Genomic DNA, 21750 nt, shown 5'->3' with positions numbered 1-21750 from the left:
CTTGCTCGAATCGCGTATGCCGTCGTGTACGGCATCGCCTGCTGGTTGGGGTGATCCCAACTAGGATCGTCCACCCAGTCACGGCCCATCGGGGGCGCGGACAGCTGCGGGCGATAGCACGGGGGTGAGATCGGACGCCTCCAGTGGAGGAGCACCCTGGCTTACCGGGTCGTCGCCTCGAAACAAGTCGGTTTGTCGGATCGGCCAGAGGCTTGTCGTAGTCTGCATGCACCTACCCCGACACCTGTACCAGTTTCCTGTCCCTGTACGTACCTCAAGTATCCCCCATACAGCCCCCACTGTCATCACCCACACGATGCGAAACCATTCACGTTCCCCCACCAAACCGACTGGGCCGCAACCGAACCGCGCCATCGCACCCCGCGCTCGGGCGTGTCGCCCCGCCACTCAACCCCGCACCCGCCATCCGACCCCGCCCCGCCACCCACCTCGTCGTCGCTGACCGGTTTGAACGCAACCCACACCACAGCAGAAGGTCGCTCGACAACCACCCAACCCACTCACTCCGCGGCGACGAAGTAGCGCTGACCCGAGGCCCAACAGTCCTCGCGGTGGGCTGTCGAGCAGGCAGCTGAGTCACTTTCGAACGGCGCGCTGTCGCACCCGCCTCCTATGCTCGGCACCGACATTCCCGGTCCCACGGAAGCTCACGATGCCTGAATACGTTGCACCCCAAGAAGTCCAGCTCGAACTTCCCGCCGCTTGGAACGCCCGCCTGCTGCCGTGGCGCGGCAGACGGGAGGGGACGCCGGTCGAGCTCGCCGACCCGGCGTGGCTCGGACGGTGGCAGCGGGGGATCGCGAAGCGGGAGAGGCAGCTGCGGGCCGCGCTATCGGTCCGCGGCAACGCGCGGTACGCGGAGGCCGCGGACGCGTACCTCGACGGGAAGGCCGACCCCCGCGGCGCCGCCGCGATCGCGACGCTGATCCTCGACTACGACGGGCGCGCCGATGCCTCGTGGCTCCGCCCGGAGTTCGACTGTTGGCTCTACGAGCACGGTCTGGCCTTCGCGGCGGCCGCGGCCGTCGAACGCCTCGCCGTCGCACCGGTCACCGACGGGGAGTTCGGCGGTTACTACGGCGGTTCGGCCATCGCGAAGCGAAGGGTCTCCGAACACGAGGTCGCGCACCCCGAGACGTGCCACCACGAACTGACCCATGGCGGGATCGCCTCGGTGCGGTCGATCCTGGCCGCCGCCTCGGACGAGGCGTACGCCGAAGTCGTCGCCGCGGTCGCGGTGCACCGCGACACCGCCCCGAAACGCATGGCCGCCATGCTCCTGCTCCCCACCGAGACCACATGGGTCCACGAAGCCTGCGCCGACTACGGGAAGGCCCGGTACTGGTCCTCTGCCGACCTGGTCGTCGCGCATGCCGCCAGCCGCCCCGAGCACCTGACCGCCGCGGGCATCACCCGGATCGACGACTACATCGCGGACACCGCGATCATCGCGGTCCTGCTCGGCGGCCTCGGCATCGACGCGCTCCCGGTCCTGCTCGAGACCGAGCAGACCCGCCGGCACTTCGACGACGACTTCAGGAGGCAGCTCTACCTGGCGATCGCCCTGATGCCCCGCGACGACGCCACGGCGTTCGTCTTCGAACGCCTTGACAAGCCGAATGTGTGGGGGGCCGCGACCGAGGCCGCCGCCCGCTTCCCCGTCCGCGCACTCCGCACCGCCGTGCGACTCGCCCCGACGGCGAACACCGACGTGCGCCTCTGGACCACCGCCATCGCGCACCTCATCGACCCCGGACTGCACGTCCGCTTGAGCGAAGCGGACCGGGCGGTCCTCGCCGACCTGCTGAAGGGCGACGGCCGCGTTCCCGAAGCCGCCCCCGAGGACCTGCCGCCGCTGCTGGTCGCCCCGCCGTGGACCCGCAAGCGGCCCAAGGCCGAACCGGTCGTCATCGAAGGCCTCGAGCCGCCCGCCGAATCGCACGTGGCGTGGACTGAAACCGAGAAGGCCCGATGGGATCGCGGGCCCCGCTACTACCGCGACGAGCAGTTCTGGGTCGACGCTCCGGACACCGAGCCCGACGATTACGAATTCGCCAACGCCGTGGCGTACGCGGCGCCTGAGCGGGCCGAAGCGCTCCTGAAGCGCTGGAACGGCGAGGCGGACGCAGGCTATCCGCACGACCTTCTGCGCATCCTCGCCCGCTACGGCGAGCGCGTGATCGACCGGGTGCTCAAGGTCCCCGCCGTCGATCACCGCTGCCAGATTCTCCCCGGGCCGATCCTGAACCTGGCCGCCGCGCGCATCGCGGCCGAGCGGCTGGAGCGGCTCAAATCCGCCAGGGACAGCGCGGTCCAGTGGTTCGAGCTCCACGGGCTCGCCGCAGTGCCGTTCCTGGTACCCGACGCACTCGGGTCCGACAGGCGACTCCGACGATACGCCGAGTTCGCGCTGGCCCACCTCGCCTCGCTGCACGGCAACGAAGCCGTCGCGGCCGGGGCCGCCGCATACGGCACCGAAGCGGCCGAAGCGGTCACTGCGATGCTCGAGGTCGACCCGCTGATACCGCGCGTCAAGGTCCCGCGGCTCGGCGACTGGGTCCTCCCGCCGATCCTGCCGCAGATCCTCCTCAGGGGCGGTGAGCGGGCGCTGCCCGCCGCATCGGTGCGGCATCTGGTCACCGTGCTGGCCTTGGGAACCCCGGAGGCCCCCTACGCCGGAGTCGCGGCGGTCGCCGAAGCCTGCGACCGCGCCTCCCTAACCCGTTTCAGCCGGTCCCTGTTCGAACGGTGGATCGCGATCGGCGCCCCCGCGAAGGACGACTGGGCGCTGAAGCAGCTCATCCATTTCGCCGACGATACGACCGTGTGGGCGCTCGCTCCGCGCATCGGCGACTGGCCCGGCCAGAGCCTGCACAAGCGGGCCGTCGCCGGCCTGGAGGTGCTGGGCGCGATCGGCTCCGAGGAGGCCCTGCGGGCCGTCCAGGCCATCGCCGACAAGGCGAATTTCAAGGCGCTCAAGGCAGCAGCCAGTCGTCAGATCGCCCGCATCGCAGCGGAGCTCGGACTGAGTCGCGAGCAGCTCGCCGACCGGCTCGTGCCCGACTTCGGGCTCGGCGAGGCTGACGCGCTCGTCTTCGACTACGGGCCGCGCTCGTTCACCGTTTCGTTCGACGAGCAGCTCAATCCGCTCGTCACCGACGACAAAGGCAAGCCCCGCAAGAGCCTCCCCAGGCCCGGTGAGAAGGACGACCCCGAGCTCGCCGAGGACGCCTACCAGCGTTTCGCCGCCTTGAGGAAGGAGCTGCGCAAGGTCGCCGCCGACCAGGTCCGCCGCATGGAGGCCGCGATGGTCACCGAACGCGACTGGTCCGCGGACGAGTTCCGTCGCTACTTCGCCGAGCACCCGCTCACCGGGCAACTCGCGCGCCGCCTCGTGTGGCTGACCGGGGACGCCGGGTTCCGCATCGCCGAGGACGGCTCGTTCAGCGATGCCGACGACGAGGCGTTCGAACTCGCCGACGACGCGACCGTGCGGCTCGCCCACCCCGTCCACTTGGGGCACCGGCTCGCCGACTGGGCCCGGCTCTTCGCCGACTACGAGATCCTGCAACCGTTCCCGCAGCTCGCCCGACCCGCCCTCGCCTTCACCGAGGACGACCTGGCGACCGGCCGACTCCAGCGCTTCGAAGGAGCCACAGTGGAGGTCGGCCGGATCCTCGGCATGACCCGCCGCGGCTGGCGGCGCGCCGAACCCCGCACCGGCGGCATGTGCCCCGGGGTCGCCTTCCCCTTGCCGGGCGGCGGCTTCGCCACCGTCGCAGTCGAACCCGGCATCGACGTCGGCTATCCGGCCGAGTACCCGCAGCAGACCGTGCGCGGCGTCCACCTCGTCTCCACAGAGGCCTATCCGTGGCACGGCGACCCGGTTCCGGAGCCGCCCAAGGACATCGACGCCGTCACCGCCTCCGAAATCCTCACCGCGCTCGCCCGGCTCACCGCCGCCTGAACCGAACCGACCGACACGAGGGACTCCCGTCCCGAGCCCTAGGCTCGGGGCGGAACCCCTCACGCCCTCCAAAGGAACCCGATGACGACACCCGAACCCCGCGAGGACGAGCTCGTGCTCCCCGAAAGCTGGACCGAATACCTGCTGCCCAAGCGCGGCAAACGGATCGGCGAACCCGTCGCGCTCGACCCCGAAGCGCCGAACAAGGTCCGCGTGCGCACCGCGCGCTACGAGAACGGCCTCCGCGCCGCGATGGCCAACCCCCTCAACAAGGCCGTCGCCCCCTCGGTCCTGCGCCACCTCGACGGGGAAGCGGACGCGTTCGGCGCGGGGGCAATCGCTTCCCTGCTGAGCACCGAGAAGCACGGGTCCGGGCACCTCCTGCGCCCCGAAATCGACGCCTGGACCATCGAGCACGGCATTCCGTTCGCCGTTCGCGCCTCGATCGTCAAACTCTCGCTCAACCCCTGGTCAGGGGACTACTGGACCCGCGCCAACGGCCTCGCGGACCGCCAGCTCCAGGAGGGCTCCGTCGGGAATCTCGGCAGGATCGTCCGGGAGATCCCCGACGGCATGGGCGTCGTGCGAGGCCTCCTCGCCGCCGCCTCCGAAACCGAGTACGACCAGGCGCTGGCCGGGGCCGCGAACCTCCGGACCACCCCGGTGCAGCGGTTCGTGGCCACCGCCCTCTTCCCCGAGCGGGAGGACTGGGCCGCGGAGATCTGCGCCGAGTACGGCACCGCGGGCTCGTTCGAGTTCGACGCGTTCCTCTGGCACGTCATCGACCGCCCCGACCTCATCGCCACCGCCCGCCTCTCCAAACCCGACCCCTACTGGGTCAGCCCGAAGCTCGTCGCCGCGATCGTCGACAACCTCGGCACCGCAGCCCTTCCGTACCTGACCGCGACCCTTCGCAACGAGAACGACCCCGACCGGCGGCGGGCCCTCCTCGACGGCATTGCCGTCCTCCCGAGCGACGAGGCCATGGCCCACCTCGTCGGCAACCTCATCGAACCGCAGGTCTTCCCGGCGGCGGCCGACGCGGCCGCGCGCTTTCCGCGCCGCGCGATCCGTGCGATCGCCGCGGCGGCCGAAACGACCGTGCCCGAGCTGCGGCCCCGCCTCGCCGCCCTCGCGGCGGTCGTCCCGGCGGCACTCCGCGGACAAGCGACCGTCGACGCCGGACAGGTACCGGAGGCCCCTGCCGGAGCCCTCCCGCCACTGCTCGCCGACCCGCCGTGGACGCGGAAGCGCCCCAAACGCAAAGCCGTCGTCATCACGGGCCTCCAAACCGCGACCGAGACCCGGATCGTCTGGGCCGAAGGCGAACGGGAACGCTGGACGACCCCCGCTGAGCCGTACTACAGCCGCCTCACCGACGAGGAATGGGCGCACCGCGCCCGCAGCCTCGGGTCCCGCGACCACGACCGGATGCTCGCCGCGATCCTCGTCCACGCCCCCGACGCCGTCGCGGCGACGGTCGTCGACCGCTGGGATGGCGACCTCCCCCGGTACACCGCGGACTACGGCAAGACCATCCTCGCCCGCTTCGGCGCGCAAGTCGCGGACCGCCTGGTCGAATCCCTGCGCAGCGACCCTCTCGAGCACGCGGCCCTCCCGCCGATCCTCAGCGTCGAAGCGGCCCGCCTCGCCGCCGACTGGCTCGACCGCCTGAAGACCGCCCGGGCCAGCGCCATCGCCTGGTTCGATCGGCACGGCACCGAAGGCGCCCGCCTGCTCGTCCCGGACGCCTTGGGGGAGGACAAGAAAGCCCGCCGTCTCGCTGAGAACGCCCTGGTGTTCCTGGCGCTGCGCCACGGCCCCGACCTCGTCACCCGCGCGGTCGAACCGTTCGGACCCGAGGCCGCGGTGGTGGTCGCCGCCCTCCTCGACGGCGACCCGCTCGAACCGCGGGGAGTGAAAGTCCCGAAGCCCGGCTCCTGGATCGACCCGGCGCTGCTGCCGCAGGTCCTCCTGGCGGGCGGCGAGCAGGCGCTCCCCGCGGATGCGTTGCCGCACTTGATCACCGTGCTCGCGCTGGCCACCCCCGACTATCCGTACCCGGGCCTGGACGTGGTCGCCGCGACTTGCGACCGGGCTTCGCTGACGCGTTTCAGCAGGGCGTTGTTCCAGTTGTGGCTGGCCGAGGGCGCACCCGCGAAGGAGGGTTGGGCGCTGACCCAGCTGGCCCACTTCGCCGATGACGAGACGGTGCGGCTGCTCGCCGCGAAGGTCCGTGAATGGCCCGGTCAAGCCCATCACAAGCGGGCTGTCAGCGGGCTCGGCGTGCTGGGCGCGATCGGCTCAGAGACGGCACTGCGAGCCATCCAGGGCATCTCGGAGAAAGTGAAGTTCAAGGCGCTCAAAGCCGAAGCCGGTGTCCAGATCGGACTGATCGCCGCCGGGCTCGGTCTGAGTCCCGCGCAGTTGGCCGACCGCCTCGTCCCCGACTTCGGGCTCGGCGCGGATCCGCTGGTGCTCGACTACGGTCCGCGCCGGTTCACCGTGGCTTTCGACGAGCAGCTGCGGCCGTACGTCACCGACGACACCGGGAAGCCCCGCAAGACGCTGCCGAAGCCGGGCGCGAAGGACGACGCCGCGATCGCCGAAGCCTCCTACCAGCGGTTCGCGCTGCTCAAGAAGGAGCTGCGCACCGCGGCAGCCGATCAGGTGGCCCGGCTCGAATCGTCCATGGCGGGCGACCGCACCTGGTCCCTTGAGGAGTTCCAGACGTTCTTCGTGGAGCACCCGCTCGTCAAGCACCTGGCGCGCCGGCTGGTCTGGCTGGCCGGCGGCACCGGATTCCGCATCGCCGAGGACGGCACCTTCAGCGACGCGAACGACGAGTCGGTGCTGCTCCCGGACGACGCCGTCATCCGGCTCGCGCACCCGGTCCACCTGGAGCCCAAGGAGATCGACGCCTGGGCGGAGATCCTGTCCGACTACGAGATCCTGCAGCCCTTCGAGCAGCTCTCGAGACCGGTCCTGGCGTTCACCGATGAGGAACTCGCCACCGGGCACCTGGCCCGCTTCGATGACGCCGACGTCGAGATCGGGCGCCTCCTGGCGCTCACCAAGCGCGGCTGGCGCCGCGCCGCACCCGAGGACGCCGGAGTCGAACCGGGCATCTACTACCCGCTGCCGGGAGGCGGCTACGTCACGATCGCCCTCGACCCGGGCATCTGGGTCGGCATGATCGCCGAGAACCCGATCCAGCGCCTGAACGGCGTCTACCTCTCCGACCGCCTGGAGTTCTGGCGACCGGGCTGGCAAGGCGCGGGCGAAGGCCACCCCCACGACATCGACCCCGTCACCGCCTCAGAGGTACTGGGCGCCCTCAACAGCCTGAACGGAGTGCACCGTGGTCAGTGAGCCGACCCTGGACCTGCCCGACGAGGACCGCCTCGTCTTCCCCGGTACCTGGAAGCGCTTCGTGCAGCCCCGCCGCGGCGCGGCCAAGCGCAAGGTCAAGCTCAACCCGGAGGCCGGACGCGCCCAGCTCGCCGAGTACCGCGACCAGGTGCGCGACCGCCTCGCCAAGGGCGCTGGCGACGAGCTGGCCGCCGCCGGGTCGGCCTTCCTCGACGGCACAGCGGATGCGGGCGGCGCGGGCGTCGTCATGGTGCTCTCCAACGCCACCCTCGGCATCCGCAACCCCGGGTACCGCCCGGTGTTCGACCTGATCGCGGCCGAGCACGGCCTGCCGTTCGCCGCGACCGCGCTCGCCTACGCGTACGCCCTCGACTTCGACCGGAACCCCCAGCGGCTCGGCCTCTCGTGGCGGCCGCTGTCCCAAGGCGGCTGGTCGAAGTTCCACGACAGCACCGAGGTCCGCCAGGTCCGCGCGCTCATCGCCGCGGACGCCGGCTACGACGCGATCACGGCGGCCCTCGCCGAGCACCGCACCCGCCCCGAACTGCGGCTGGCGGTGAGCATCCTCGTGCCCGACGAAGAGGCCTGGCTGACGCAGGTCTGCGAGGAGTACCGGGTCGCGCCCTCGCCCCGCGGCTACGCGAAACTGCTGCTCGAACTGGTGGCCACGGAGGCGCAGCTGGAACTGATCGAAGTGGACGCGAGCCGTTTCTACGGGCTCCTGGCCGCCGAAACGGCCGATCTCCTGCACCGCGTCGGGGCCGCGGCACTGCCCGTCCTCCTGGGGTACCTCGGCGGCTGCATCGACCCCGGCGAGCGGAAGACCGTGTACCGGGCGCTTGCGGCGATGCCCGGCGACGAGGCCATGACCGCCCTGCTCGACCAGCTCGACCAGCCGGACGCCATGGGCTTCGCCATGGAGGCGGCCGCGAACTTCCCCAGGCGCGCAATGCGACTGATCGCCCGTCGCCTCCCGTCCGCCGACGCCGACGAGCGCAGGCAGCTCTCGACGCTGCTCCACTCCGACCCGATCCTGCTCGACACCGTGCTGCCGCTCATGGACGAGGCCGCGCAGGCGGCCGTCGCGCCGCTCATCACTGGCGGCCGACGCGTCCCCGAAGCCCCGGCCGAGGCCGTCCCCGCCCTGCTCGACGCCCCGCCCTGGGCCGCCGCCGGCTCCGCGCGCGACGCGGTCGTCCTCAAAGGCCTGGAACCGGCGCCGATCAACCGCATGACCTGGGCCGCAGGCGAACGCGAGGCGTGGGCCGCACTCGACCACCACCGGTTCGCCCCGTACGGCGAGTCCGCCGACTGGAGCCGCACCCGCTGGGAGTACGAGACGCGGGAGTTCGACGCCAGGGACGCCCACCAGCAGGCCGTCATGCTCGCCCTCGCGCACCCGGAGGTCGCCGCCGAACTCCTGCCGCGCTGGAAGACCGCGAACAACTACTTCAACATCCAGGTCATGCAGCGCATCCTCGTGAACCTCGGCGCCGCGGCGGCCCCGCAGATCATGGCCGCCACCTCGTACGACACCGAGTACCGGCGGGTCCTGTTCCCGCCGATCGCGAACCTCGCCATCGCCCGGTACGCCGCGGACGCGCTGGTGCGCTTGAAGACCATGCGGTCCATCGCGGTCGAATGGCTCGACCGGCACGGTGCCGACGCCGCCGCTCTGCTCATCCCGGACGCGCTCGGCAGGGCCAAGAAGCTCCGCGCCGCCGCCGAGGCCGCACTGCGCTACCTCGCCGCGACCCAGGGCGCGGACCTGGTGCGGGAAACCGCCGTCCAGTACGGCGACCAGGCCGCCGCCGCGATCGGCGCGCTCGTGGACATCGACCCGCTCGTGCCCATCGGCATCCAGGTGCCCGAGCCCGGTGCGTGGGCGTCCCCGGCGGCGCTGCCGCAGGTGCTGCTCAAAGGCCGGGAGCAGGCGCTGCCGAACGCCGCCATCCGCAACCTCGTTACCGTGCTCGCCATCGGCACGCCCGAGTACGACTACCCCGGCGTCGCCGTCGTCGCCGAGACCTGCGACCGGATCTCCCTGGCCCGCTTCTCCCTCGCCCTGTTCGAGCAGTGGCTCACCGCCGGAGCGCCCCCCGAGGACGGCTGGGCGCTGACGCAGCTCGCGCACTTCGCGGACGACGAAGCCGTGCGCGTCCTCCAGCCGCTCGTGGCGAAATGGCCCGGAGAGAACCAGCACCAGCGGGCGGTGAAGGGCCTCAAGGTACTCGGCGCCATCGGCACCGAGACCGCGCTCCGGGCGATCAACCAGATCGCCGAGAAGGCCAAGTTCGCCGCGATCAAGGCCGAAGCGCGAGAGCAGATCGACGCGATCGCCGCGAACCTCGGACTCACCGCCGACCAGCTCGGCGACCGGCTCGTACCCGACTTCGGGCTGCGCGAGGAGTCAGCGCTCGTGCTCGACTACGGGCCAAGGCGGTTCAAGGTCGGTTTCGACGAGGCGCTGAAGCCGTTCGTGTCCGACATGGACGGGAAACCGCGCAAGAGCCTGCCGAAACCGGGCGCGAAGGACGACGAACTGCTCGCCGACGCCGCCTACAGACGGTTCGCGGCCCTCCGCAAGGACCTCCGGACCGTCGCCGCCGACCAGGTGAAACGGCTCGAACGCGCGATGGTGCGGGGCCGCACCTGGACGCCCGCCGAATTCGAGGAGCACTTCGTGCAGCACCCGCTCGTGTGGCACCTCGCGAGGCGCCTCGTGTGGGCAGCCGAGACCGACGGGACCCGCACCGCCTTCCGCCTCGCGGAGGACAAGGGCTGCACCGACGTCGAAGAGAACGAGTTCGCAATCCCCGAGCACGCCGCCGTCCGGCTCGCGCACCCCGCGATCATGGGAGACGAGGTCGAAGCCTGGGCCGAGATCCTCGCCGACTACGAGATCCTGCAGCCCTTCCCGCAACTGGGGCGGCCCGTGATGGCCTTCACCGAGGAAGAACTGCAGACAGGCCGCCTGACGCGTTTCGAAGGGATCACCGTTCCCGTCGGCCGACTCCTCGGGCTCACGAGCAGAGGCTGGGAACGGTCCGCCCCGCTGGACGCCGGCATCGAAGCGGGCATGTCGTGCGAGGTGCGCGGCGCCGGGTACCTCGTGCTCGACCTCGATCCCGGGATCTGGGTCGGTGCGGTCGACTACTGCCCTGACCAGACACTGCGGACCGTGGTGCTCTCCGAGCGGGACCTGAACGGCTGGGACGTCCCCGAACCGAAGCCGGGCTTCGGCCCGGTCGACCTCGTGGTCGCCTCCGAGACGCTGGTGGCGCTGGCGAAGGCCACCGACCTGGCCTGAGCCGCCTCCGGCCCGCTGTTCGAACACGGCGGGCCGGAGGCGTGTCGCACCGTCCTCCTATGCTCTCCAGAACGAAGCCGCCTCCCGAAAGCCGGATATGCCCGAACGCCTTGCGCCACAAGAGAAGCAACTCGACGTGACGATCGAGTCGCCGCCTCTCGACCTCCCCGAGGCGGCGCTCGCGGACCTCCCGAAGGTGCTCGTCTCCCCGCCTTGGGCCGAGCCGCGCCGGAGCCGCCCGCCCCGCGAGATCACCGGGCTGCAAGCCCCCGACCCGCAGATCGTCGGGCGGGGCGACGAGTTCGAGCGTGCCATGGCCATCGAACCCGACCTCGTCGAATGGGACCCGGACACCTACTGGGACCAGCAGGTCGGCATCAGCTACTCATACGGGTGGAAGCTCGTCGACAGCGCGCTCTCCCAGCTCGCCCGCCGAGGCCCGTCCATCGCCGACGAAGCCGTCGAAGTGCTCCGCGACTCCCCCTGGCACGGCCGCGCCCTGCTCCCGATCCGCAGCACCCCGGCCGCCGCCGTCGCCGCGCACTGGTGCCTCCGCCTCGACGCCGGACGCCGCCCCGGCCTCGACTGGTTCGACCGCCACGGCCTCCACGCAGTGCCGCTCCTCGTCCCGGAAGCCTTCGGCCCCAAGGGCTACCAGCGCACCACAGCACGAGGCGCGCTCCGCCTCCTCGCCTGGCGCCACGGCCCCGACGCCGTCATCAAAGGCGCCGAATCCCATGGGCCCGAAGCGGTGGCGGGCGTCGCAGCCGTGCTCGCCGACTACCCCGACCGGCCGCTCCTCAACAACCCCAACCCGGGCTCCCCTCACAGCGACGACCCGCACCCGCCGGTCCTCACCGCCGACCGCTCCGCAGTCCTGCCGTCCACCGCCGTCGCGCACCTCATCGCCGTCCTCTCGCAGTGGTCTCCGCGCACGCCGTACCCCGCCGTCGAGACCGTCGCCGAGGCCTGCGACCGCGAATCGCTCGCCCGATTCTCGCTCGCGCTGGTGCGCCGGTACGGCAATGTGGACTGGTCGGTGGGCCAGCTCGCCCGCTTCGGCGGGGCCGAGGCCGCGGCGCTGGTCGAGGGGTGGGCGGCGGCATCGAGCGCCCGCTATCTCGCCGGGACCGGCATGGCGCTGGAGACGCTTGCGGGGTTCCCCGCCGAGCTCGCGTTCCCGGCGCTGTACCGCCTCTCCCGGGGCAAACAGCACGATTCGGTGCTGGAGCTCGCCACCGTATACGCCGCCAAGGTCGCCGCCCGCGCCGGGTCCGAAGTGGAATCCCTGGCGGACCGGGACGCGCGTGCGCTCGGCCTCGACGACCCCGCTCGGCTCACGCTCGACTTCGGGTCGCGCGTCTTCCACATCAAGCCCGACGACCGGCTCAAGCTGAGCATCACCGACGCCGCGGGGAAACCCCGCGCCCGCCTGCCCCGCCCCGGCGCCCGCGACGACGCCGAGACCGCCAAGGCTTCGATCACCCGCTTCCGCAAGCTCTCCAAGGACCTCGCCGCCGAGCTCGCCTTCCAGAGCGACCGCCTCAAGGAAGCGATGCTCACCAGCCGCGTCTGGGCGGCCGACGAGTTCGCGCACCTCAGAGCGCACCCGGTGCTCTCCTCGCTCGCCCGCGGCCTCCTCTGGATCGGCGAGACCGCCGCCGGGCCCCAAGGCTTCCGCCTCGCCGAGGACGGCAGCTTGGCGGATGTGAACGACAAGCCGCTCGAGCTGCTCGACGACGCCCGTGTCCGGCTCGCGCACCCCGTGCTCCTCGGGACCGACTTGCCGCTCTGGACCGAGCTCTTCGCCGACTACGAGATCCTGCAGCCCTTCGACCAGCTCGCCCGCCCGGCGCTCACGCTCACCCCGGAGGAGGCCCGCACCGGCGTCCTCGACCGGTTCTCCGGCGCGACCGCCGCGTTCGCCGCGCTGAGCGAAGTGCTCGACTGGAAGCGGCTCCACTGGGACGAGACACCCGACTGGGCCGCCAGGCCGTTCACCTACCTGTTCGCCCGTGACCTCCCGCGCGCGGCGCTGAACGCCGAGAGCGCCGCTATCGTCGACAACGCCCACCTCCTCGCCGAGATCGACCCCAGCCCCGACCATGACCACCCCGATCCCGAAGGCCGCCACCGGATTCTCTGGATCTGGTTCTCGCCCACCAAGAACCGCCGCCGCGGCGTCCCGACGCTGCGCGGCGACGCCCTCGACCCCGTCCTCGTCGCCGAGATCCTCGCCGGCCTCGGCCGCGCCACCGGCATCCACTACTGAGCAGAAAGCCGCCATGACAGCCACCGCACTCCCCGCAGAGCCGAAACTCCAGCGCCCGCCGGCCGAGCGCCGCTACGCCTCCGAGCTCGAGAAGCTCGCCGCCGAGGACGAGTCGCCGCGCCCGCCCGGGTGGGCCCTCAGCCTCCAGGCCGCCCGCACCTTCATCGTGGGCGACGAATCGCGCGGCGTCAGCCGCAAGTTCGTCGGCGACCCCTCGCTCATCGACCGGGCGCTCGTCACGCTCGCCACCAACCGCGGCCTCATGCTCGTGGGGGAGCCCGGCACCGCCAAATCGCTGCTGTCCGAGCTCATCGCGGCCGCCGTCTCCGGCGACTCCACCCTCACCATCCAAGGTGGAGCGTCGACGACCGAAGACCAGATCGCATACTCCTGGAACTACTCCCTGCTGGTCTCCGAGGGCCCGACCGAGCGCGCGCTCGTGCCCGCGCCGCTGCTGCGCGGCATGTCCGAAGGCCGGGTCGTGCGCTTCGAGGAGATCACCCGCTGCCCCCTCGAAGTCCAGGACTCGCTGCTCTCGCCCCTGTCCGACCGCGTGCTCGCCATCCCGGAGCTCGACGGCGACTCGATGGTGTTCGCCCGCGAGGGCTTCAACATCATCGCCACCGCCAACACCCGCGACCGCGGCGTGAACGAGATGAGCGCGGCCCTCAAGCGCCGCTTCAACTTCGAGACGGTGTTCCCCATCGCCGACTTCAAGACGGAGCTCGACCTGGTCGAGACCGAGGCCGCCGCGGCCCTGTCCCGCTCGGGCGTGCCCGCGCCGCCGTCGCGGGACGTGCTCGAAGTGCTCGTGCGGGTCTTCCGGGACCTCCGCACCGGCGACGCGAACTCGGGCCGCCCGCAGGCCGTCATGTCCACCGCCGAGGCCGTCTCCGTCGCCCACGCCGTGGGCATCAAGGCCTGGTACCTGCGCGGCGGCAACGCCGTCGCCGGGGACATCGTGGACTGCATGGCCGGGGCCGCCGCCAAGGACAACGCCGAGGACCTCGCCCGCCTGCGCCGCTACCTCGAGCAGAAGGCCCCCAAACGCAAAGGCCCGCACTGGGAATCGCTCTACCAGGCCCGGAACCTGCTGCCCGGATGATCGACCGCTTGCATCTGCAGGGCGTGCGGCACCACTCGCCCGCCTGCGCCCGCCTCGTCGCCGAGCGGATCGAGGAGCTGCGGCCCGCCGCCGTGCTCATCGAGGGCCCGGCGGACTTCAACGACCGCCTCGGTGAACTGGCCCTCGAACACGAACTGCCCTTGGCGATCTACTCGTACGCGAGCACCGATCTGGCGGTGCGCCGCACCTGGGCGCCGATGTGCGACTACTCGCCCGAGTGGGTCGCGCTCACCGAGGGCCGCCGGATCGGCGCCGAGGTCCGCTTCATCGACCTCCCCGCCTGGCACCAGGCCTTCGACGGCGTCGAGAACCGCTACTCGGACGCCGAGCGCCGCTACACCGAGGCGACCGACCGGCTCTGCCGCGCCTTCGCCGTCGACGATGTGGACGCCCTCTGGGACCACCTCGTGGAGGTCGCCGACGCCGAAGGGCTCGCCGACCGGCTCGACCGGTACTTCGACCTCGTGCGCGGCGAGGCCGACACCGCCGACGCGGACACCGCCCGCGAAGCCTTCATGGCCCGGTGGGTCCACGCGACGCTGGCGGCGACCGACGGCCCCGTGCTCGTCGTGTGCGGCGGCTTCCACGCCCCCGCGCTGCGCCGCATGGTCGAACGCGCCGTCGACGAGCACCGGGACACGGCGCCCCCGCCGCTGCCCGAACCCCCCGAAGGCACCGAGACCGGCGGCTACCTCGTGCCCTACTCCTTCAAGCGCCTCGACGCCTTCGCCGGATACCAGTCCGGGATGCCCTCGCCCGAGTACTACCAGCGCCTCTGGGAAGCCGGGCCCGAGGAGGCGGCGGCCACGCTCGTGCAGCGCATCACCACCCGCCTGCGCGGCCGCGGCCTGCACGTCTCCACTTCAGACCTCATCGGCGCGCGCAGCCTCACCGAAGGCCTCGCGCGTCTGCGCGGGCACGAACGGCCCGGCCGCACCGATCTCCTCGACGGCCTCGCCAGCGCCCTCATCAGCGACGACCTCGAGCAGCCCCTCCCGTGGACCCGGCGCGGCCCGCTCACGGCCGGAACGCATCCGGTCGTGGTCGAGATGACCGCGGCGCTCACCGGCGAGCGCGTCGGCCGCCTCCACCCGGACACGCCCCGGCCGCCGCTCGTGGACGACGCCGAAGCCGAGATGGCCCGCCTCCGCCTCGACGGCGACGGCCCGCTGCGGCTCGACCTCGCCAAGCCCAAGGACCTCGAACGCAGTCGGGTCCTCCACTGCATGCGCCTGCTGCGCCTCCCAGGTGTGCAGCGCGACGCCGGTCCCACGGCGGGCTCGGACGTCCACGCCGAGGAGCACTGGACGCTCGACTCGAGAGCCGACCGGCTCCCGGTGCTCATCGAGTCCGGGGCGCTCGGCGCGACCCTCGGCGACGCCGCCCAGACCGTCCTCGAGCAGCGCGCCGACCGTGAAAGCGCCCTCGACGCCCTGGCCGCCATGCTGTTCGACGCGGCCCTGTGCGGCCGCGCGCACCTCACCGACCGGCTCGGCGCCGCTGTCGAGTCCGCTGTGGACGACAGCGGCGACCTCGGCGAAGTCGGCCCCGCGCTCGGCACCGTCCTCGCACTGTGGCGCCACGACCACCTCTTCGGCACCGCCGGGAGCGACCTCTACGCCGCAGTGGTCACCGCGTGCGCGCACCGCGTCCTGTGGCTCGCCGAGGGCCTGCACGCCGGCCCCGGCCCGGCCGACCACGGCCGCCTCCACGCGATGCGCGCCCTGCGCGACGCCGTGCGTCACGCCCCCGGTCTCACACCTCCGGCCCCCTCCGTGGCCGCTGCGGCCCAACGGATCGCGGTCGACGGGCAGGCCCCGCCCGATCTGCGCGGCGCGGCCCTCGGCCTCGCCTGGGCGCTCGGCGCACCCGCGAACGCCGCCGAAGCCGCCGCCGGAGCGGCCGACCCCGACCGCCTCGGCGACTGGCTCGCCGGGCTCTTCGCGGTCGCCCGTGAGGAGGTCCTCGCCGAGGAGCAGGGCGTCGTGTCCGCTGTGGACGAACTCGTGGGCGACCTCGGCGACGACGAATTCCTGATCGCCCTTCCGGCCCTGCGGCAGGCGTTCGCGATGTTCCCTCCGCGGGAACGCGGCCTCATCGCCGAACGCCTGGTAGCGGCCCGAGGCGGCGGGGACGCCCGCGGCCTCACCCGCGAACTCGCCGTCGACCCGGTCGTCATGGCCGCCGCGATGGCCCTCGAAGCCCGCGTCGAGGCCGCCCTCGCCCGCGAAGACCTCGTATTCGGAGAGGAATCCTGATGGGGGACCAGCACGACAGTGCCCAGCAGAGCGGTGCCGACCTGGAGCGCTGGCGGCTCATCCTCGGGCCCGCCGCCGAGAGCCGCACCGGCGGCCTCAGCGCCGAGAACGCCGGACGCGACGCCGCCCTCGACTGGCTCTACAGCCGCGACGACGACCTCGGCAAACGCGGCGTCCGCCGCGGCGGCGCCCGAGGCGACCGGGACGGCGGACGCGGCGCGGACGACTCGCCCTCGCAGCTCACCACCGTGGACTGGCTCGACGGGATCCACCGGCTCTTCCCCAAGGAGACCATCGAGCGGCTCGAACGCGACGCGATCGAACGCTACGAGATCAGCGACGTGCTCACCGATCCCGACGTGCTGGAGCGCATCGAGCCGAGCCCGGCCCTCCTCAAAGCGGTCCTGCGCACCAAGCACCTCATGAACCCGCAGGTGCTCGCAGCCGCCCGCCGCATCGTCGAAGAGGTCGTGCAGCGACTCGTCGAGAAGCTCTCCGTGCAGGTGCGCACCGTCTTCACCGGCAGCCGCACCCGCAAACCCAGCTTCCACCGCCGCTCTCGCGACTTCGACCTCAAACGCACGCTCCGCGCCAACCTCAAGCACTACCAGCCCGAGGAGCGGCGCGTCGCCATCGAACGCCCGCAGTTCCATTCGCGCACTTCGAAACGCCTGGAGCAGTGGCAGCTCGTGCTGCTCGTGGACCAGTCCGGATCCATGACCGGCTCGGTGATCCACTCGGCCGTCACCGCCGCGTGCCTGCACGCCCTCCCCGGACTCAAGACCCACTTGATCGCCTTCGACACCGCCGTCGTCGACATGACCTCCGATGTGGACGACCCGGTCGAACTGCTCATGAAGGTCCAGCTCGGCGGCGGCACCGACATCGCCCGCGCCGTCGAATACGGCGCCGGGCTCATCGAGAACCCGCGCCGCTCCATCGTGGCCCTCATCAGCGACTTCTACGAAGGCGGCAGCGAAGCCCGGCTCGTCCACCTCGTCAAGCAGCTCTGCGAGCAGGGCACCCAGGTGCTCGGCCTCGCCGCCCTCGACGAGGACGCGAACCCGATCTTCGACCGCGGCATGGCCGCGCGCCTCAGCGACGCAGGCGCCCACGTCGGCGCCATGACCCCCTCCCACCTGGTCGAATTCGTTGCGGAAAGGCTCGGCACGTGACCGCGGAACCCAGGCACGACCTCCTCGCCCTCACCCCCGATGCCCTTGCGGCCCTCGCCAACCGCGGCCTCGTCAAACGCGCCGCCAAGGACCTCGACGCCGGGACGGCGCCCACCGTGGCACTCGCCGAGGACGGCACCCTCACCGCCGTCTTCCCCGACGGCGCCGAGACCGCCCTCCCCGCCTCGGGCGGCCTCGAAACCTCCACCTGCACCTGCGGTGCCACCGGCAAATGCCGCCACCGCGTCGGCGCTGTCCTCGCCTACCAGCGCGCACAGGACACGCCCGAAACCGCACCGGCCGAAACCGAACCCGTCACCAGTCCCGCCGCCATCACCGACGAGCAGCTCCGCGAGGCCCTCGGCCACCACGCCCTCAAAGCCGCCGAGCAGACCCGCCGCGCCGGATACACCGCCCGCCTCACCTTGCCCGGCCCCGACCGGCCCGCAGCGGCCGAACTCCCCGCGGCCACGGTCAAGTTCCTCGTCCCCGGCCTCGGCTACGTCCACACCGACGCCACCGGACCCGCCCGGGACACCGCCATCGTCCTCGCCGTCTGGGCCTTCCGCGCCGCACTCGACACCGCCGGCGATCCCGACACCACCACCGTCAGCGTCGGCGGCACCGCCGCCACCGACGACCTCGGCGCCGCGCTCGCCCTCGCCGAACGCGTCCTCCTCGACGGCGCGGTCGGCGCCGACGGCGTCCTCCGCGCCGCCCTCCAACGCGAGTCCAAAGCGCTCACCCGCCGCCGCGCCCACTGGCCCGCCGGAGCGGTCGACGACCTCATCGACCAGCTCGAGCGCTACGAACAGCGCTCCGCCGCCTACGACCCCCAGCGACTCGCCGCCCTCCTCGCCGAACTCCCCGCCCGAGCCCGCGCGGCCCGGCACGCCGAAGGCACCCCGACCGCCCAGATCCTCGGCAGCGAAGAAGCCGACGCCACCCCGCTCACCCTCGTGCGCCTCACCGGCCTCGGCGCCCGCGTCGCCACCGAAGGCGAGACCCGCACCCTCGAGATCTACCTCGCCCAACCCGAGACCGGCATGGTCCTCGCGGTCCAACGCGACTGGCCCGCATCCGAGGACGGCGGCCCCACGGGATCCGAACTCGCTTCACGCCGCCTCGCCGGCTGCAAGATCGGCGCGCTGGCTTCGGGGAACACCGTCACCGAGGCCGCCTCGCGCACGGCGGCCCGAGCGCTCAGGCTCGGCACGGGCCGCCTCGCCAAGACCCAGGTCCTGCCGCTCGGCCCGGCCTGGAACGACCTCCCGGACTCGCTGCGCACCACCGACCTCGACGCCCTGGCCGTGGAACTCGCCGCCCGCCCGCCCTCGCTCGTGCGCCCGCGCGTGGCCGCCGAATCCCTGCGCGTCATCGCCGTCGAAGAGGCGCGGCTCCTCGGTTACGACCCCGCCGCGCAATGTCTCGAAGCCCGCATCAGCGCCCCGAAGGGCGGCACCGCGATCCTGCGCGTCCCCCATCGCGGCGCTTCCCCCGGCGCCCTCGAAGCGGCCGAACAGGCCCTGCTCAAAGGGATCATCGGCGTCGCCGGGCACGTGCACCGCCACCGCGGCGAGCTCATCGTCGAGCCCACCGCGCTCCTCACCGAGGACGGCCCGGTGGTCCCCGACTTCGCGCCCGGTGACGACACGGCCGAGCTGTCCGCGGTCGACGCCGTCGCCGAGACCGATCCGGTCGCCGCCGCGATCGAGAGCGCGCTCATCGCGTGCGCCGATCTCGCGCACCAGGGTCTGCGGGGCGCCCGCGAGCCGTCCCGCCGCCGCGCGGAAGCCACCGCCGCCGAGCTCCAGCGGGTCGGACTGCAAAGGGCCGCAAGTGATTTCGTGCACCTGTCCAAGGCGTTGGACGCCGGGGACGACACCGCGAAATGCGCCGCCTGGACCGCCGCCGCCGTCCGAATGCTGGTCACCGCTGAGCTACACTGATGCCCTGGGTAATCCCCACTCTTATCTCCAGCCACTCGTATCACAGCCGGAGCCATCCGTTCGGCGTTCGCAGAGTCGGCGATCATCATCGAAGCAATGAGGCTTGACCAATGATCGACCTGCAAGACCCGATCTTCGTCGCCCACGAGGGCGGCAAACTGCGCACCTCGACCACCGTCCCCCTCGCCAGCCGCGAGGACCTCTCGGTCGCCTACACGCCCGGCGTGGCCCGCGTCTGCGAGGCCATCGCCGCCGACGAGTCCCTGGCGCGGACCTACACCTGGCGCTCGAACCTCGTCGCCGTCGTCACCGACGGCACCGCCGTCCTCGGCCTCGGCGACATCGGCCCCGCCGCCTCCCTGCCCGTGATGGAGGGCAAGGCCGCCCTGTTCCGCCAGTTCGCCGACGTCGACGCGGTCCCGATCTGCCTGGACACCAAGGACCCCGACGCGATCGTGGCCGCCGTCGCGGCCATCGCGCCGTCCTTCGGCGGCATCAACCTGGAGGACATCGCCGCCCCGAGGTGCTTCGAGATCGAGGACCGCCTCAAAGCCCTCCTCGACATCCCGGTCTTCCACGACGACCAGCACGGCACCGCCGTCGTCGTCCTCGCCGCGCTCACCAACGCGCTGCGGCTCCAGGACCGCCGCGCCGAAGACCTCACCGTCGTCGTCGTCGGCGCCGGTGCAGCGGGTGTCGCGATCACCAAGATCCTGAACGAAGCGGGCGTCGGCGACCTCATCGTGTGCGACTCCACCGGGATCATCCACGAGGGCCGCGATCGCCTCAACCCGGTCAAAGCGCAGCTCGCGGCCGTGACGAACCGGTCCGGCCGCAGCGCCGGGATCGCCGAGGCACTGAAAGGCGCCGACGTCCTGGTCGGCGTCTCCGGCGGCTCCGTCCCCGAATCGGCCCTGGAAGGCATGGCGGACAACGCGATCGTCTTCGCGCTCGCCAACCCGACGCCGGAGGTCGCCCCCGAGGTCGCCGCGAAGCACGCCGCGATCGTCGCCACCGGTCGCAGCGACTACCCGAACCAGATCAACAACGTCCTCGCCTTCCCCGGGATCTTCCGCGGCGCCCTCGACTCGGGCGCCCCGCAGATCACCGAGGCGATGAAACTCGCCGCGGCCCGGGCGATCGCGGACATCGCGGCCGAAGACCTCGCCGCGGACCGCATCGTCCCGTCCCCGCTCGACCCGCGGGTCGCTCCGGCGGTGGCGGCGGCGGTGCGGGCGTCCGCCGCTTAGCGAGCACGTGAACGGGCGGCCGGCCCGGACCGCCCGTTCCGTTACGCTCCGAAGCGGTCGGCCAGCGAGGCGATCACGTCTCGACCCTCCACTTGGGATGCCCATTCCTTCGGCAGGGCCGCATGGCCGTACGCGGCGCCATAGAGGTTCCCGAGGATGGCGCCGGTCGAATCCGAGTCGCCGCTGTGGCTCACGGACGCGACGAGGCCTTTTCGCACATCGCCGGTGCCGAGGAAGCAGTAGACGGCGATGGCGAGCGCTTCCTCGGCGATCCAGCCTTCGCCGAGCGGCGCGCAGGTGTTCGGCCCGGGCGGGACCTTCCCCGCCAGCCGGTACGCCCGCTGCAGCGCGTCAGCGGTCTCGGAGCGGTCGATGCCGTCGCGCAGGTGCAGCAGGGCCGCGGAGACCGCACGCTGCGGCGTCTCGCCGTTCATCAAGTGCGCCACGATCATCGCGAACGCGCCCGCCGAGGCCCCGGCGGTCGGGTGGCCGTGCGTGAGCGCCGAGCACCGCTCGGCGAGCGCGAAGGCCGCATCCGGTCCGAAGCGGAATCCGAACGGCGCCGACCGCATGACGGTGCCGCAGCCCTTCGAGTTCACGTTGACGCCGGGGCCGCCTCCCTCGCGCAATCCTGAGAGGCACGCGTTGCCCGGGGCGCGGCGGTCGTAGAGCCACGGCTCGGCCGCCAGTCCCCGCGCGCCGCTCGGCGGCAGGTACTCCTGCTGCGTCGCATACCAGCGCATGTAGGCGCGCTTGAGCGACGCGAACTCGTCACCCGGTTCGGCCTCCAGCAGCCCTTCAACGGTGAAGAGGGTCATCTGGGTGTCGTCGGAGATCTGGTTGTAGCGAAGTTCGGTGACGCCGTCAGGTCCGTAGTCCTCCGCGATGGCGTCCCACCGGTCGAATTCGACCTGATATCCGAGGGCGTCGCCGACCGCTCCGCCGATGAGGCATCCGAGGACGCGGTCGTGCCGCGTGAGCGTTTGAATCACGCCGGGATTGTATGGCGTCCAGGCTCCTTCGGCCTCCGACAGACCGGTCTATGTCAGG

The 21750-nt window shown here is 72.1% G+C and carries 10 protein-coding genes; 9 read left to right on the top strand and 1 reads right to left on the bottom strand.

Annotated elements, in window-relative coordinates:
* The first annotated feature begins 673 nt into the window (after positions 1–673).
* The 9 genes from JHY01_RS11090 (at position 674) to JHY01_RS11050 (ending at position 20700) form a co-directional block, all read left to right on the top strand.
* Positions 674–3988, top strand: a complete 3315-nt coding sequence (locus JHY01_RS11090; protein ID WP_205325696.1) for a DUF4132 domain-containing protein — start codon at positions 674–676, stop codon at positions 3986–3988.
* Between the two features lie 81 nt (positions 3989–4069).
* Positions 4070–7360, top strand: a complete 3291-nt coding sequence (locus JHY01_RS11085; RefSeq protein WP_205325695.1) for a DUF4132 domain-containing protein — start codon at positions 4070–4072, stop codon at positions 7358–7360.
* On the top strand, positions 7350–10670 hold the full coding sequence (locus tag JHY01_RS27720) for a DUF4132 domain-containing protein (protein WP_205325694.1): 3321 nt from the start codon (positions 7350–7352) through the stop codon (positions 10668–10670). The genes JHY01_RS11085 and JHY01_RS27720 overlap by 11 nt, the downstream gene beginning before the upstream one ends.
* Positions 10671–10806: 136 nt before the next feature.
* The gene (locus JHY01_RS27715; RefSeq protein WP_205325693.1) at positions 10807–12942 is read left to right on the top strand and encodes a DUF4132 domain-containing protein; all 2136 of its coding nucleotides are present in this window, start codon (positions 10807–10809) and stop codon (positions 12940–12942) included.
* A gap of 13 nt (positions 12943–12955) precedes the next feature.
* Positions 12956–14047, top strand: a complete 1092-nt coding sequence (locus JHY01_RS11070; RefSeq protein WP_205325692.1) for an AAA family ATPase — start codon at positions 12956–12958, stop codon at positions 14045–14047.
* Positions 14044–16326 (top strand): DUF5682 family protein, encoded by a 2283-nt coding sequence (locus JHY01_RS11065; protein ID WP_205325691.1) that lies wholly within the window; start codon positions 14044–14046, stop codon positions 16324–16326. Before JHY01_RS11070 ends, JHY01_RS11065 begins: the two co-directional genes overlap by 4 nt.
* Positions 16326–17501: a VWA domain-containing protein gene (locus JHY01_RS11060; protein WP_205325690.1), complete on the top strand. Its 1176-nt coding sequence runs from the start codon at positions 16326–16328 to the stop codon at positions 17499–17501. The genes JHY01_RS11065 and JHY01_RS11060 overlap by 1 nt, the downstream gene beginning before the upstream one ends.
* A complete protein-coding gene (locus JHY01_RS11055) occupies positions 17498–19450 on the top strand; it encodes a hypothetical protein (RefSeq protein WP_205325689.1) in 1953 nt (650 codons plus the stop codon). Before JHY01_RS11060 ends, JHY01_RS11055 begins: the two co-directional genes overlap by 4 nt.
* Before the next feature lie 110 nt (positions 19451–19560).
* Positions 19561–20700, top strand: a complete 1140-nt coding sequence (locus tag JHY01_RS11050; protein ID WP_205325688.1) for an NADP-dependent malic enzyme — start codon at positions 19561–19563, stop codon at positions 20698–20700.
* A gap of 41 nt (positions 20701–20741) precedes the next feature.
* Here JHY01_RS11050 and JHY01_RS11045 read toward each other — a convergent pair whose 3' ends face one another.
* Positions 20742–21692, bottom strand: coding sequence for an ADP-ribosylglycohydrolase family protein (locus JHY01_RS11045; RefSeq protein WP_205325687.1), 951 nt, complete (start codon positions 21690–21692; stop codon positions 20742–20744).
* Positions 21693–21750: the final 58 nt, after the last annotated feature.

Origin of the sequence: Glycomyces sp. YM15 (genome assembly GCF_016918015.1) — a bacterium.
Taxonomy (GTDB): Bacteria; Actinomycetota; Actinomycetes; order Mycobacteriales; family Micromonosporaceae; genus Glycomyces.
Note: the sequence above shows the minus strand (reverse complement) of the source record. Positions and strands in the feature narration are given on the sequence as shown.

Excerpts from the sequence above, each read along its gene's own strand:
- JHY01_RS11090 (WP_205325696.1), top strand. The coding sequence starts at position 674 with ATGCCTGAATACGTTGCACCCCAAGAAGTCCAGCTCGAACTTCCCGCC.
- JHY01_RS11085 (WP_205325695.1), top strand. The coding sequence starts at position 4,070 with ATGACGACACCCGAACCCCGCGAGGACGAGCTCGTGCTCCCCGAAAGC.
- JHY01_RS11070 (WP_205325692.1), top strand. The coding sequence starts at position 12,956 with ATGACAGCCACCGCACTCCCCGCAGAGCCGAAACTCCAGCGCCCGCCG.
- JHY01_RS11065 (WP_205325691.1), top strand. The coding sequence starts at position 14,044 with ATGATCGACCGCTTGCATCTGCAGGGCGTGCGGCACCACTCGCCCGCC.
- JHY01_RS11060 (WP_205325690.1), top strand. The coding sequence starts at position 16,326 with ATGGGGGACCAGCACGACAGTGCCCAGCAGAGCGGTGCCGACCTGGAG.
- JHY01_RS11050 (WP_205325688.1), top strand. The coding sequence starts at position 19,561 with ATGATCGACCTGCAAGACCCGATCTTCGTCGCCCACGAGGGCGGCAAA.